The sequence below is a fragment of the Halopelagius fulvigenes genome (genome assembly GCF_042662625.1).
Classification (GTDB): Archaea; Halobacteriota; Halobacteria; order Halobacteriales; family Haloferacaceae; genus Halopelagius; species Halopelagius fulvigenes.
Window position 1 is genome coordinate 1 of record NZ_JBHSXH010000001.1, and the last position, 14798, is coordinate 14798.

General features: G+C 63.2%; 12 protein-coding genes and 1 pseudogene. 5 read left to right on the forward strand and 8 right to left on the reverse strand.

Translation table 11 applies throughout. The features are described from left to right. Positions 1–976 (forward strand): annotated as a pseudogene (locus ACFQEV_RS00005) (hypothetical protein); the annotation flags it as partial. Positions 977–982: 6 nt separating this feature from the next. Here ACFQEV_RS00005 and ACFQEV_RS00010 read toward each other — a convergent pair. From ACFQEV_RS00010 to ACFQEV_RS00025, 4 genes are all read right to left on the reverse strand, one after another. Next, positions 983–2164 (reverse strand): DegT/DnrJ/EryC1/StrS family aminotransferase, encoded by a 1182-nt coding sequence (locus ACFQEV_RS00010; protein WP_379691820.1) that lies wholly within the window; start codon positions 2162–2164, stop codon positions 983–985. A gap of 127 nt (positions 2165–2291) precedes the next feature. Continuing rightward, positions 2292–3809, reverse strand: a complete 1518-nt coding sequence (locus ACFQEV_RS00015) for a lipopolysaccharide biosynthesis protein (protein WP_379691821.1) — start codon at positions 3807–3809, stop codon at positions 2292–2294. A gap of 353 nt (positions 3810–4162) precedes the next feature. Further along, complete coding sequence (locus ACFQEV_RS00020; RefSeq protein ID WP_092539191.1) at positions 4163–4402, reverse strand: DUF7120 family protein; 240 nt, start codon at positions 4400–4402, stop codon at positions 4163–4165. Positions 4403–4607: 205 nt separating this feature from the next. Continuing rightward, positions 4608–5045 (reverse strand): hypothetical protein, encoded by a 438-nt coding sequence (locus ACFQEV_RS00025; RefSeq protein WP_379691822.1) that lies wholly within the window; start codon positions 5043–5045, stop codon positions 4608–4610. A gap of 286 nt (positions 5046–5331) precedes the next feature. Between ACFQEV_RS00025 and ACFQEV_RS00030 the strand changes: the two genes are divergently transcribed. Further along, positions 5332–5913: an NAD-dependent epimerase/dehydratase family protein gene (locus ACFQEV_RS00030; RefSeq protein WP_379691823.1), complete on the forward strand. Its 582-nt coding sequence runs from the start codon at positions 5332–5334 to the stop codon at positions 5911–5913. Here the strand turns inward: ACFQEV_RS00030 and ACFQEV_RS00035 are convergent. From ACFQEV_RS00035 to ACFQEV_RS00045, 3 genes are all read right to left on the reverse strand, one after another. Continuing rightward, positions 5840–6634 (reverse strand): hypothetical protein, encoded by a 795-nt coding sequence (locus ACFQEV_RS00035; protein WP_379691824.1) that lies wholly within the window; start codon positions 6632–6634, stop codon positions 5840–5842. The genes ACFQEV_RS00030 and ACFQEV_RS00035 overlap by 74 nt on opposite strands. 18 nt (positions 6635–6652) lie before the next feature. Continuing rightward, complete coding sequence (locus ACFQEV_RS00040) at positions 6653–6781, reverse strand: hypothetical protein (RefSeq protein ID WP_379691825.1); 129 nt, start codon at positions 6779–6781, stop codon at positions 6653–6655. Positions 6782–7221: 440 nt separating this feature from the next. Beyond that, positions 7222–8475 (reverse strand): orc1/cdc6 family replication initiation protein, encoded by a 1254-nt coding sequence (locus tag ACFQEV_RS00045; protein WP_379691826.1) that lies wholly within the window; start codon positions 8473–8475, stop codon positions 7222–7224. Positions 8476–9818: 1343 nt separating this feature from the next. Here ACFQEV_RS00045 and ACFQEV_RS00050 point away from each other — a divergent pair. The 3 genes from ACFQEV_RS00050 to ACFQEV_RS00060 all read left to right on the forward strand — a co-directional run bounded on the left by ACFQEV_RS00050 (position 9819) and on the right by ACFQEV_RS00060 (position 13248). Further along, the gene (locus ACFQEV_RS00050; RefSeq protein ID WP_379691827.1) at positions 9819–10238 is read left to right on the forward strand and encodes a helix-turn-helix domain-containing protein; all 420 of its coding nucleotides are present in this window, start codon (positions 9819–9821) and stop codon (positions 10236–10238) included. Between the two features lie 200 nt (positions 10239–10438). Continuing rightward, positions 10439–11173: a rod-determining factor RdfA gene (gene rdfA, locus ACFQEV_RS00055; RefSeq protein WP_379691828.1), complete on the forward strand. Its 735-nt coding sequence runs from the start codon at positions 10439–10441 to the stop codon at positions 11171–11173. 125 nt (positions 11174–11298) lie between these two features. Next, complete coding sequence (locus ACFQEV_RS00060; protein WP_379691830.1) at positions 11299–13248, forward strand: archaea-specific SMC-related protein; 1950 nt, start codon at positions 11299–11301, stop codon at positions 13246–13248. A 76-nt stretch (positions 13249–13324) separates the two neighbouring features. Here ACFQEV_RS00060 and melA read toward each other — a convergent pair whose 3' ends face one another. Continuing rightward, positions 13325–14632 carry an alpha-galactosidase gene (gene melA, locus ACFQEV_RS00065; protein ID WP_379691831.1) on the reverse strand — a complete coding sequence of 436 codons (1308 nt, stop codon included), beginning with the start codon at positions 14630–14632 and terminating at the stop codon, positions 13325–13327. Positions 14633–14798 lie beyond the last annotated feature (166 nt).

Here is a 14798-nt window from a genome sequence, read left to right on the forward strand (position 1 = left end):
CAGCAGCAGCAGCAGTTCCAGCGGAAGTAACGAGTCCCACATCGGCGGCGGCGAGGGCTACTCGAACGTCGTCCCCGAGTCCGAGGCGACGACGGTCGCTTCGAGCCTCTCGGAGCTCAAAAGTGCGCTCAACGGCGCGTCCAGCGGCGACATCGTCTACGTCGCGGGCGACGCCGAAATCAACCTGGGTGAATCGCAGCTCACCGTCCCGAGCGGCGTCACGTTGGCCTCGAACCGCGGTATCGGCGGCGCGAAAGGCGGCCGACTCTACACCAAGGGCCACCCGTGGGGGATGCTCACCCTCGAGTCGAACGTCCGCGTGACCGGGCTCCGCATCGCCGGTCCCCGGTGGGACTGGGTCGACGAGACGGAGACCACGGAACTGGGCCTCGACGCGTCGGGCTCCGGGGTTGAAATCGACAACATCGAAGGGTACGGATGGGGCTACGCCGTCGCCCGAACCGCGGACGACACGCACGTCCATCACTGTCACCTCCACCACTGCTCTCGGATGGGTCACGGCTACGGGATCGCGACCGAAGGGAGCGACTACCCCATCATCGAGTACAACCGGTTCGAGCACAACCGCCACAGCGTCCAGGGGAACGGCGGCGGCTACGAAATCCGGTACAACGTCGTCGACGTGCCGGGCATCAGCCACGTATTCGACCAGCACCGCCCCGGCGGCAAGACGATGAAGATTCACCACAACACGGTTCGCGTGGCCAAGGACAAAGGCGGGCGCGACGGCGGCGGCGGCAACGCGCCGGCTGTCGCCATCCGAGGCACCCCGAGCGACGTCGCGGAGATTCACGACAACTGGTTCTACAACGACAAGCAACCGCGCAGCAGTCCGAGCGGGTGGACCGACGAGGCCATCATCCAGGTCCACACGGACAGCTGGCAGAACGTCGAGTTCAACAACAACCACTACGGCTCCGACGAACCGGCGTCCGACGTCGGCCACCCGCGGTAACACCGCTTACAGGTAGTCGACGGCACTCGAACCGACGTCCGACCGACCAACGGCGGACAGTTCGGATTCGATAGCCGAAACGAGGCAGTCAACGGTTCCGTCGGGCATCTGGTGGTGGACGGGGAACACGAGCGTCGAGGTGCGGAGGACGCTCGTTGCTGAGTACGCTTCCAGAACGCGCTTTCCTTCTTCGAGCGGCCAAATGTACCGAGTGACGGGTAACCCCCGTTTCCGAAGCGCCTGATACAGCGTCTCTCGACGCTTGTGTCCGCCCGGCAGTCGAACCGCGACGCCATAGGGGCAGGCACCTTCGTGCGCTTCGGGCGTCAGGACGGTCAGCTCCTCTATGCTCTCCAGACGGGTCCTGAGTCGTTCGTATAGGTCGCGTCGCGTCCGCTGCACCTCCCGAGGCGAGGTGTGGGAGAAGCCGACGTTCGATATCCACCCCGGCAGCTTCGGCGGCCACGCCCCCGCCGGCGGGTCGGATATCCTGTCGTAGTGGTACTCGAAGGAGTGGTACGAACCGTTTCCGTTGAGCGACCTGACGAACGGCCGGGCGTCTACGCTGTCGATGAGTGTCGTCGCCGCCAGCGTCAGCAGGTCCGACGTCTCCGACACCTGCTCTACCGGCGGCACCGGCGCAGTACCGCGCGTCACGAGGAGGCCCCCGTTCGGTGCCGGAAGCGTCTTGTGGAGGCTGTAGAGCGCCGCGTCGCCCGTAGAGCCGAGCAGTCGTCCGTCGGCGTCCCGACTGAACGCGGCCCGCGAGCAGTCCTCGATAACGGTCGCTCCCTCCTCTCGGGCGACGTCTACGAGTCGCCGGAAGTTCGGGTCGGCGAAGCCGAGGTAGTGGGTAAAGAGGACGACTTCCGGCCGCACCTCCCGGATTCTGTCGGACACCTCGTCGAACGGGTACGAGAGCGACTCCGAAATCGGGTAGTACTCGATGTCCAGTCCCGCCTTCCGGAACGGCCAGACCGCGCTTTCCGGGACGTACGCCGGGACGAGAGCCGCCCCGTCGTTCAGGTCGAGATTCTCTAAAAAGGCGTACACGCCCGTTCGCCCGTACGCGTACAGTTCCTTCCGGCCCTGCGGGATCCACTCGTCGTCGGCGAACCAGGGCGGTAGCCCCGGGTCGCGTCCGTCGAGCCAACGGAGACGAACAGTCGGTTCGGTAGGCACGAACATTATATCAATTTTCGAGGGGTTCGGACCGACACGCGCCGAACGTTCCTCGGAAGTGACCTACGCTTATTTCGACAGACACATGGTTTTTCTCGCTGTAACGACTTTACTAGTCGGTTAAATAACCTGTTCACTCCTGTCGCCACTGTTGGACGCTTTGGGACCAGTTGTCGATGGGCGAGGGGAAGTACGAGAGGATGTTCAGTACCTCGGCGACGCTTGCCGCGCCGACGCCGAGTGCTGCGAAGGCGTAGACGACAAACCCGAGGACGGGAACGACGACGAGTGCCACCACGTCGCCCGTGAGTAGTTGGTCGGCGAAATAAATGACCGGCGCGGCGATAGCGCCCGCGGCGAGGATGCGCGCCGCGCGGAAGTCCTGGAGTGGATAGTAGCCGAGGTGGCGGGCGCATCCGACGTGCATGACGAGCATCGACCCGTACCCGATGCTCGTCGCCGTCGCCGCGCCTATCATCCCGAACCGGGGGATGAGCAGGTAGTTCAACACGAGGTTCAGCACCGCCGATCCGGAGGTTGCGACGATGATGGGCTTCAGGTCGCCGTTCCCCTGACTGACGGCGTAAATCGGCCGCGCGAGGGCGAACCCGACGACACCCGGAAGCAGAAACAGGAGCGGTCGAATCATCGGCACGAAGTCCTCGCCGTAGTAGTAGGGTACGAATCGGTCCGCGAGGACGGCGACGCCGATGGCCATCACGACGGTCAAAAGCGCCGTGTACCGGATGATGCGCGTGGTCAGAGAGCTGATTCGGGCGTGCTCTTCGTTCGACCAGAGCGTCGACGCGGAGTGGAGCAACAGCGCCTGCAACGCAATGGGGACGAACCAGATGTACTCGGCGACGGAGAGGGCCGCGCGGTAGTACCCGGTTTGTTCGCTCCCGAGGAACATCCGCATCATGATGATGTCCGTGTGGTACAGCGACATCACCAACAGGACGAGTGCGATGTTCAGGACGTTGAAGGTCAGAAGTTCGTTCTGAGATACCGACTCGGCGGTTCGCGTGAGGACTTCCCGGAGCGACACCCGGTTGAAGATTATCCAGAGTCCGACGACGGCGACGACGGCGTCGCCGACGATGTTGCCGAGGAGGAACCCCTCGACGCCGAACCCGAAGAAGTAGCCCAGTCCCAATCCGATGCCAAAGAGCAGTATCTTTCCGACGACGCGGAGGGGTTCGGAGTACTCCTCCAAGCCGAGTCCCATGAGGGTTCGCCGCGCGAACGCGCGGTACTGTGCCGCGACGACCAACCCCGCGAGGAGGTAGAAGTACAGGTCAAAGCGCGCGCCCAGTCGCCGTTCGACGATGCCGAGTTGCGTGACGCCGACGACGCAGACGACGCCGAGGGCGGCCAGTCCGGTGGCCAGTTTGAGGTAGAATCCGACGACGTTCGACCGCCACCCATCGAAACTTCTCTCCTCAGCGACGAACTTCTGTACCCCTTCGGTGACGCCCGAACTGAAGAATATCATCATCATGGAGAACACGGAGAGCAAGAAGGCGTAATCGCCGTACCCCTTGGGGCCGAGAACGCGGACGACGAAGGGGAGGGTGACGATGGAGATAAAGGACGTGAGCATCTTCCCGCTGAAAATCGACAGGAAGCCCTTGACGATGCTCCGACTCACGTCGCGTGCCCCCGACCCGTCTCCGGACGTTTCGTCGGCGCACGGTTCACCGACCGGTCTCCCGACCCATCGACCCGCCGGACGGTGACTCGCACTCTGTCGCGCATAGAGGTAGTGAGTATCACGTAGCCCTCGCGAGGGCGATTGTTATGTCTTATATAATCGAATCTGCCGGAAACGGCGGAGAAAAGTCGCCTCTCAGTTACATTCAGGGACGGGTGTAAGTCTCCCTGAGTCGGGTGTCCGCGTTCCGGACGCCGCCGGCCGCGCCGCGTCCGTCGCTCACCCCGAACCGGCCGACGGCGAAGGGAGTTCGCCGGAATCGGCGGAACCGCCGCCGCCGTCGTGACGCCTCAGAGGCGGTCGTCTTCGATGTTTCCGGGGTCGTCGGCGGTGTCGAACAGGTTGTTCTCCGCTCCCTCCATGAAGTCGTCACCGGGGGGCGAGTCGTCGACGACGTCGACGTTGTAGGCGTCGATACCCATGCTTATCAGTTCCTCTACCGCTTGTTCCTCTGTCACGAACTCCTCGTCGACGAGGTGTTCGAATTCGCTGAGCAGTTCGTCGGGGAGCGACACTTCGACAACGGGCATAAACGCAGATTTGCACTCCTCCTACTTGAACTGCAGGATAGGGCTAGTGAGACTGACCGATGGCCGCTTCCACACCCGATCTCGAACGCTGAACGAGCAGAGGGGTATCCGAAGTCCCCGCTCCGTTACTTCTGGCCGTAACTCGCGAGGTGGTACTCCATGACCGTCCGCATCCCCGCTACCAACTCGTTCACCTCGAGGCTCTCTATGTCGTACTCTCGGCCGAGAGCCTCGCTGTACTCGACTCCCACTCGGCCTCGAACTGCTCTCGTATCCCGTGGTCACGAATTACATCGATGGCCGTCTCGGAATCGTCTTCGAGGGAGATTATGCCTTGTTCGAGTGCGTCGACGACGACGCCCGCCGTGTCGTCGCCCTCGACGAGTTCCCGTTCCCAGGTGGTTACCCAGTTTCCGATACGGGTCATCCGCTGTAGGTCTAAGAGCAGGTGCCGAAGTTCGCCGAGTTCGCTTCGGTCGAACTGTGACGTCCCCATCAGGTTGATGTCCGCGTAGGGGAACATGACCATGTTGAACGGGCCGTGGTGACGTGACTCCGCGATGTTCGCTATCCCCGGGTTCTCAACGAGAACCTGTGCGTAGCCCATCGCATTGATGGCCTGTCTGACGTCGAATCGGAACACCTCCCGGTAATGCTGAGCGCATGGAGCGTCGATTAATAGCCTGTTAATCTCCTCCTAGCGCTCTGCTGCGAACTTCAACACCAGTCTCGACACCGAGAGCATCGTCGACGGCGTCAGGCGCGTACGGGATACGGCGCGCCTGCTCGAACCCCTTCTGCTCGTACGAACCTCGGACTCCTCGCTTCGACCGGAGGGACCGAGTCTCGACTCACCGAATTGGGGACACCTCGCAGCGTCGGCGGGTGGCCCGAAGAAGCAAGTGTCGCTGATTTGTCCGTCCGATACGATGCTTGAATCGAAGTTGGAGGGTGCGTCCGTTCTCGTCACCGGCGGCGCGGGGTTTATTGGCGGCCACATCGCGGAAACGCTGGCTGACCGGGCCGACGTCGCCGTCCTCGACGACTTCTCGACTGGTACGAAGGAGACGGTTCCGGCGTCCGTCGAAGTTCACGAGGCCGACGTTCGAGACGCCGACGCCGTCGCAGACGCCGTCGCGGGACGCGACGTGGTGTTCCACGAGGCGGCCATCGTAGACGTCGCCCAGTCCGTCGAGACGCCACGTCCGTGCCACGAGGTGAACGTGGACGGGACGCTGAACGTGTTGGAGGCGGCGCGCGAACACGACGCTCGGGCGGTCGTCGCGTCGAGTGCGGCGATATACGGCGCGCCGACAAGTACGCCGATAGGCGAGTCCGAACCGACCGACCCCGCGTCCCCGTACGGCATCGACAAACTCGCGGTGGGTTTCTTTGTGCGGGCGCGTGTCCGCGCGCGCGTGATACCCAGGGAATTACTCAAACGGGGAGTTCCCACAGTCGGACGAGTTGTAGGAGGACGAGAACGGAGATGCCGGCGTAGGCGACGCTGAGGGGGGTGACGTCCGAGAGGGTGACGAGGAGGGCGACGACGACGAACGACGACCCGAGGGTCAGCACCGTCTTCGTCGCCGTCGAGAGCCAACTCGGGACCAGACGTGCGAACTCGTCCGAGTCGATACCCTCGAGGAAGACGACGAGGCCCGAGAGTTCGAGCAAGAGACCGATTCCGACGACGAGACCGGTGTACTCCGGCGTTCGGAACACGAACGAGAGTAGACCCGTGCCGACGACGACGGAACAGAGTCCGCCCGCCTGTCTCACCCCGTACGCCAGTCGAAACGGGGGAGACGCCGCGAAAGCGCCGGAAGAGGCGGACGTCCTCGTCTCAGAAGCGGTTTCGGACGGCGAGGGCGTCCGGGTCCGACCACCCCCCGAAGCGGGTTTGGAGAACCGGAGGTGGTAGCCGACGCCCTCGGCGACCAACGAGACGAGGAAGAAGGCTGCGAGGGCGACGACCGCCGCCTTGGTCGTGTCCGACGGGTCGACAGTGTCGAGGAAGTGGTGCGCCCAGAAGACGTTCGCCCACGCGCTATCGTGGACGGCGTCAACGAAGCCGAGTCCCGGGACGATCTTGTTCAGGTCGGGGATCATCGCCCACAGACCGCCGAGGACCATCAGCGTCCGCGGGAATCGGACGCGCGGCAGAAAGAACGTGACGACGAGCATCGTCACTGTCGCGCCGACGACGAAGTGAGTTATTGCGAGTGACATGGTTCCGTTGCGAACGTGTTACGCCGCGGTAGTCTCCGTGGAGTCGTCCGTGTTCTCCGTCGATTCATTCGGACTCTCCTTCGGGTCGTCCCCCACTAAATCGTCCGCTTCGAGTTCGTCGTCCGGTCCGTCGGGTCCGACCGGCATAAGTAATCCACGCCCAACGCCGGGTTCCGCGACTCGCGGGTGCGTTACTCGCCACGCCTCGAGGTGCGTCCCGAGAACGACGAGAGCGCATCCGGCGAACAGAGCGTCGCGGCGGGAGCGACGTAGTTCGAAGCTGCCGAGTTATGGCGGTGTTAAATCCAGATTTATCGGCGAAGGACAGCAGATATCGTTGAGTAGGACACAGTAGCATGTTAGTTGACTAGTCAAAATATGCTACATTCTCTTATAATTACTGGCCCCATAACAGCGGACACGGTGGTGTTCCTTCGGCCGAGTAGATACGTTCGAACACCACAATGTCCGAAGTAACATCCGCAGAGAAGGACTAGCATACGCGGTTTACTAAACGGGGCGTCGCCGAAGGGAGCGTCACCGGGGGAGCGTCGCAGGAGGGACCGTCGCGGGAGGAGTGGGGTCGGTCAGGCGCTTCCGAAGTCGTTGAGCGTCGTCATCTCCTCGTCGCCTTCGACGTATGGTGCGACGGAGTCGTGGACGCCGACGAGCTCTATCGTCTCCGCCATCGCCGAGAGGATGAGTTCGACGTCCATGTCGAGTGCGTACTCCCGGTACGTTCCCCCTCGTCGGCCCTCGTTTCGTTCCGTCACCGAGACGATGCCGAGCATCGCGAGTTCGCTGAGGTGGTCGCGCATCCGACGCGGGACGAGGGGGTCGCGGTTCGCCAGTTCCGCGAATCGGGTGTACCGCGGCCGGACGTCGCGCGAGCGAATCGGAGTCTCTCCCTCCAAATCGAGCGTCAACAGCGCGTACAGAACGAGGTGGCCGTGTTCGGTAAGTCCGTTGATACCTTCCTTGATCCGCCCGCGTTCGAGCGCGCGGCGTCCGCGGCGGACGTGTTCCTCGGTGATGCTGTCGGTCTGTTCGTCGCGGGCGAGGTCGCCGGCCTTCATCAGGAGGTCGATGGACTGGCGAGCGTCGCCCGCGTCTTTCGCGCCGTACGCGGCGCAAAGCGGGATGACCTCCTCGCTGAGGACGCCTTCGTGGAACGCGACTTCCGCGCGCTGTTCGAGGATGGCGCGGAGGTTCTCCGCGTTGTACGCCGGGAAGTGAATCTCCTGTTCGCAGAGCGAGCTTTTGACCTTCGGCGAGAGGTCGTCGCGAAACGAGAAGTCGTTCGAGATGCCGATGAGACCGATTTTCGCCTCCGAGAGGTTACCGTTGGCGCGGGCGCGAGGGAGCTGATAGAGGATGCTGTCGTCGTTGACGTGGTCTATCTCGTCGAGAACGACGAGGATGGTTCCGCCGCACTCGTCAAGTTCCTCCCAGAGCATCTCGTAGACGGACGCGAGCGGGTAGCCGGTCGTCGAAATTTGGTTCGACTCCGAGCGGAGGGTGTTGACGAGGCGAGTGGCTATCTGGTACGAACTCGTCAGTCCGTCGCAGTTGAGCAAGATGACGGTGAGGTCCAAGTCGTCGTACTGGGCCGCGTCCTCGCGGAGGTGAGAGAGGAGGTACTTCGTCGCCGCCGTCTTCCCGACGCCGGTCTTCCCGTAGAGAAACACGTTGTTCGGCTGTTCGCCGTTTATTACGGGCTGAAAGGCCGCCTGATAGGTCTGCAACTCCTCGTCGCGCCCCACGAGTTGCTCCGGTTGGTAATCCTCCCGGAGAGCATCACGGTCCCGATAGATATCCGTGTCTCGCTCGAACAGCGCCATAGGTTCCAATTTCGTACCGCGATAATAAAACCACCGTGTCCGCAGTGTCCGCTGTTCTTCGAGTATATAAGAGACGGGTGGAACACACCCCCTCCACTATGTCCGCTGTTCTGCCGTCCGAAGGTGGGGGTGAAGGGAGAGCGGTACGGAGGGTTATTCTATACCGATGGTTTTATGTTGTAACAACGCAAGTTAGTCCGCAAACCAACTAGTGCGGTTGCGGTAAGGGGCGGTGAGAAGAGAGCGACAAGCGAAGACGGAGAGTTGGAAGCTCGAGAGGCGGCTGAACGGCGAATCGAGAACTGCGGTCACTCGCCGGAGAGAGGCGCGTCCGAGAACCAATCGATGCCGTTCCGACCGAGTGGAGAGTCGTTCCTCCGTGGAAAAAACGAATCTGTCTCCCACCCGCCACCCACCTCTTCCCCGGAACAGCGGACACGATGGTGTGGGTGTGCCCGTCGATTCGGCGTACCCGGGAAACGGCGCTCGACGTTGCTTTCTCCGGACCGGCGATTGCGGCCGTTTCTGGCGCTGTTTCCGCCGGCTCTCCTCGACGATCGGAGCGAGAGCTCCGTCGAGTCTCGCCGCCTCCCTGTCCGAACTAACTCGCGCCTTCTCGGCGAGGGGGGGTCCCCTTCGAGGCGGAACAGCGGACAAAGTGGAGGGGGTGTGTCCGGGCGACTCGGAACGCCGGCGACGTCCGACCGCCGCCCGGAACAGCGGACACGGTGGTGTGTGGTCGATCCGAGAGACAGTCTCGACGGTCGGGGTGTACGCTCGCATCGAAGAACTGACCCCACACTGCGAGGGACGATTCCTCACCGCGGGGGGAGACGAACTCGAACGAACTCGTCCTTCGCGGGGGGAGTGTCCGAACGATAATCGCCGAGAACAGCGGACACGCTGGTGTTCTCCGAGCGGTGTCCGTGTTCGCCCGACGTCATCGAAACTCGGTGAGCGCCTCCGAAACAGTCGCTCCCCGACGACTCACACCACTATGTCCGCTGTAATTGCTCGAGGGAACGACAGTCCCGACGGCAGCTTTCTCGGTCGAACGAGAGGGTGTCGCTAGTCCTCCGTCGGACCGCTTCTCGTCCGAGGGGCGACCGACACCACATCGTCCGGAGTTACCGGTAGCGATTCGCCTCACAGTCGGCCCGGAGGAGTCGAGCGAACGACGGATTTGAGCCGGTTCGAAAGCTGCTTCGCCGAATGATTCGGCGAAAAGCGCCGAACGCGAACCGTCGAGGGGGCGCCGTCCCGTTCCCCGGGAGCGTTCGGAGAGGCGACACGGGGGTGATAGAAGTGATTAGACTTATCCGGCGCGGATTCGAACTGTAGTCATGGCGAAACTGGACGGCGTCGACCCGGACGATCTTCGTCAGTCGCTCTCCGACGTGGACTCCGCGAAGGCCGCCAAACGACTCGTCGTGGCTCTGGACTATCTCGACGACGTTCCGGTATCGACGCTCTCGAAGCGTTACGGCATCCCTCGTTCGACGCTGTACTACTGGTTGGACCGATTCGAGGAGGAGTCCATAGAGGAGGCGGTGACAGACGAGGACCGGCCGGGACGGCCGCGGAAACTGGGCGACGACGACAGGCGCCGCCTCAGCGACCACCTCCGCGAGGAACCGACCGACCACGGAATCGACGCGACGGAGTGGACACCCGAACTCGTCCAAGAGCACATCGAACGGACGTTCGACGTCTCCTACTCCCTCGGCCACGTCCGGCGTCTCCTCCGCGAACTCGACGTTTGAGCGCCCGTCCCGTTCGATACGGCGATTCGGCCCCCGTCGTATGCCGTCGGACGGTCGTCGGTTCCCCGACGGAGGACCGCCGTTCCCCTCGACGGAGGGTCGTCTGCTCTCTCTGGACCCCCGTCGATCCTCTCTCTTGACCCGTGGTTCGCCGCGGACGGAAACGTATATACCGAGTCGAACGCTAATTTAAACCGTGAATGAGTACTGAAGGGAACAACTCGTCCACCACCGGTCGGGGGAGCAAGGTCGGACGACTCATCGGGGAGTACGGACTCGAAGGGGAGGGAGAGCGCCTCGAAACGTATTGGACGACCGACGGCGAAGACCGTCGGAGTCTTCGCGAGCTGGCGGACTACTTCAACCGTCGTCTCCTCCGCGCGACGATGGAGGCGGCGGGGATGAATCCGCTCGACGGCGAGGTGGAGAACACGTACCGCCTGTTGACCGACGACGACGTGAGTCGTGGGATGCAGACGCAGGCGCGCCAGACCCTCGAACGCGAGGGTGTGGACGTCGAATCGCTCCGGTCGGACTTCGTCTCTCACCAGGCGATTCACACCTACCTCACGAAGTACCGCGAGGCGAGTCGCGAGGAACAGGCGGACGTAGACAGGGTCGAGAAGGGGTTGGAGACGATTCAGCGTCTCCGCAGTCGGACCTCCGCCGTCTCGGAGAACATCGTGGAGAACCTCGCGGGAACCGAGCGAATCGACCTCGGCGACTTCGAGGTTCTCGTCGACGTTCGGGTGTTCTGCCGCGACTGCGGCACGCAGTACGACGTGCAGGAACTGCTCAACCGGGGCGGGTGCGAGTGCGGCGGAGACCTCGTGGCGGACGCCGACGCGGACCCGGAGACGAACGCAGACGCAGACGTAGACATCGGCGCGGACGTAGATACGGACGTAGACGTAGACACGGACGCGAACGAATAACCCGATTCTCTCCCCGCCACGGACGCTCTCTTTCGCTGTTACAGCGTCCATTACACCCTTATACCTGTAACAGCGCGAGGGGAAACAGATGAAGTCTTATATACGCGCCCTCTGATTGTCGGTGTATGAGTTCCGCGCAGTCCACAGAAACGACCGCTCGGCTTCACGTCGAGAATATCGGTGGAATATCCGAAACGACGGTCGAACTCGAACCCGGAGTCACAGCGTTGTCCGGGCGAAACGCGACGAACCGAACGTCTCTGCTGCAGGCGATAATGGCCGCTCTCGGGAGCGACCGCGCATCGCTGAAAGGCGACGCGAAGGAGGGGTCCGTCACGCTCACCATCGGCGACCGGACGTACTCGCGGACGCTGAAGCGCCGCGGCGACACCGTGGTCACGGAGGGTGACCCGTACCTCGAAGACTCGACGCTCGCGGACCTCTTCGCGTTCCTCCTGGAGACGAACGAGGCGCGGCAGGCCGTCGCCCGGGGTGACGACCTTCGGGAACTCATCATGCGGCCCATCGACACCGACGCGATTCAGGCCGAGGTCGAACAACTCGAGACGGAGAAACGGCAGCTCGACCGGAAGATAGACGACCTCGATTCGCTTGACGGCCGCCTTCCCGAACTCGAACAGCGCCGAACCGAGGTGAAGTCCCAGATTCAGGAGAAGCGCGACGAACTGGAGGCGAAGGAGCGAGAAATCGAGGAGGCCGACGCCAACATCGAGCAGTCCCGCGAGGACCGGGCCGAACTCGAAGACAAACTCGACGAACTGAAGAGCGCGCGGTCGGACCTCGAGGACGTTCGGTACGACCTCGACGCGGAAGCCGAGAGCATCGAAGCCCTCGAAGAGGAACAGGAGGAACTTCGAGAGGAACGCGCGGAGATACCCGACGAACTCGACGACGGAACCGCCATCCAGTCTGAGATTTCCGACCTCCGCGACCGGATGCAGACGCTCGATTCGACCGTCAACGAACTCCAGACGGTCATCCAGTTCAACGAGGACATGCTGGAGGGGACGAGCGCGGACGTCGCGGAGGCGCTTCGCGACGGGCAGGACCACGACCACGGGTCCGTCACGGACGCACTCGTCGAGTCCGACACCGTCGTCTGCTGGACGTGCGGGACGGACGTCGAGACGTCGCAGATAGAGGCGACCATCGACCGTCTGCGCGACCTGCGACGCGAGAAACTCGATCGCCGAAACGACGTGCGCTCGCGCATCGACGAACTGGAGGACGAACGCGCCGAACTGGACTCGATGCGGCGACGGCGCGAGAAACTCGACGACCGAATCGCGAGCATCGAGGACGAACTCGACCGCCGACAGAACCGCCGCGAGGAACTGAAGTCCCGCCGCGAGGAACTCTCCGAGAGCATCGAGGACCTCGAGGGCGAAGTCGAGGAACTCGAGGAACGCGACTACGGCGACGTGCTCGAACTGCACCGCGAGGCGAACCAGTTGGAGTTCGAAATCGGCCGTCTGGAGAGCGAAGTCGAGGACGTCGAAGACGAGATGGAGGAGGTCGAGTCGCGCCTCGACGAACGCGACGACCTCGAAGAACGCCGCGAGGAGATTTCGGAGCAACTCGGCGAACTCCGCACCCGCATCGAACGCATCGAACGCGAGGCCATCGAGCAGTTCAACACTCACATGGACACGGTCCTCGACATCCTCGACTACGCCAACCTCGACCGCATCTGGATCGAACGGACCGAGAAGACCGTCCGCGAGGGCCGGCGCAAGGTCGACAAGTCCGTCTTCGACATGCACATCATCCGCAGTTCCGAGGGCGGCACGTCATACGAGGACACCATCGACCACCTTTCCGAGAGCGAACGCGAAGTGACCGGACTCGTATTCGCCCTCGCGGGCTACCTCGTCCACGACGTGCACGAGACGGTGCCGTTCATGCTGTTGGACTCCCTGGAGGCCATCGACTCCGAGCGAATCGCGCAGCTCATCGACTACATCAGCGATCACGCCGACTACACCGTCGCCGCCCTCCTCCCCGAGGACGCCGCGGCGGTCAGCGACCAGTACGAACGCGTCACGGAGATCTGAGCGGTCGCGGTTGGTTCACCCACGCGGCCCGACTCATCCACTTCGTTTTACGCCGAATCGCGCTTCGTCCGAACGCTCAGCGGAGTTCGGGAAGGTACGCCTCGTTCGCCGCTATCAGTTCCTCGGTCATCTCGTGAATCTCGTCGAGAGAACAGGACGCGGCGGTGAGAGGGTCGAGTTTCACGGCGCGGTGAAGCGCCTCGCGGTCGTTCTCCAACGCCGCGCGGACGGCGAGTTCGTGGACGGACGCGTGGCGTCGGTCGAAGGCGGCCAGTTCGGTCGGGAGTTCGCCGACGGAACAGGGACGGACGCCCATACCGTCCACGAGACACGGCACTTCGACGCAGGCGTCCGAGGGGAGGTTCTCGATGGCGTTCGTCCCGTTGGAGACGTTGAGGTTGAACCGCCGCGGGGTGCCGGTCTCTATCGAGTGGACGAGTCGGGCCGCGTACTCCTCGGAGCGTTCGACGCCCACCTCCGAGAGGTCCGACTCGATGCTCGGGTCGTCGCGTTCCTCGGACCGCGCCGTCCACCCCTCCAAGTACGACGCGGTCGGCATCCGGTCGGCGTACCCCTCGCCGGCCATCGCCGCGACCGTCTCGGGATCGGTCCGGAAGTAGGGGACGTACTCGCTGACGTGGTGACTAGATTCGGTGACGAACGCGCCGAAGTGGTCGAGCATCTCGAACCGGACCGTGTCCCGCCGGTAGATATCTTCCTCGGCCATCGCCTCGCGGAGTTCCGGGTAGAGGTCCTCGCCGTCGCGTTCGAGTTCGAGGAACCACGCGAGGTGGTTGATTCCGGCCACCCAGTAGTCGAGTTCCCCCTGCGGCACGTCGAGGTACGCCGCGATCGCCTCGACGGTGTGGGGGACGGAGTGGCAGAGACCGACCGTCTCCACGTCCGTCGCCTCGAACATCGCCCGACAGAGGATAGCCATCGGATTCGTGTAGTTCAAGAGGAGGGCGTCGGGGCACAACTCCTCCATGTCGCGCGCAATGTCGAGCATCGTCGGAATCGTGCGCAGGGCGCGGAAGATTCCCCCCGGGCCGATGGTGTCGCCGATGGCCTGTTCGACGCCGTATCGCTCCGGAATTCGAATCTCGTTCTCGAACGGTTCGCGCCCGCCGACGTTGATGACGTTCAGGACGTAGTCCGCGCCGTCGAGTGCCTCCCGCCGGTCGGTGGTGGCGGTAATCGTCGCGTCGAGTCCCTCGTTTTCGACCATCGCCTCCGCGACGCGCGCCGTCCGCGCGAGGCGGTCCTCGTCGATGTCTACGAGTCGAACGTCGCTATCGGAGAGTTCCGGAAACGAGAGTACGTCTCCGAGGAGATTCCGCGCGAAGACCATGCTCCCCGCCCCGAGGAACGTTATCGTGGGCATGCCCCGAGATGACGTACCACTGCTCATAAGCGTGTCGAGACCCGACGGACCGGCCGGCACCGTCCGGTTTCGACGGGGACGGAGACGAACGAGAACCGAAACCGAACGGACGGAACGTACGAAAATGTTCGGATTATACTCGACTCACACCGTCGATCCTCGTTCT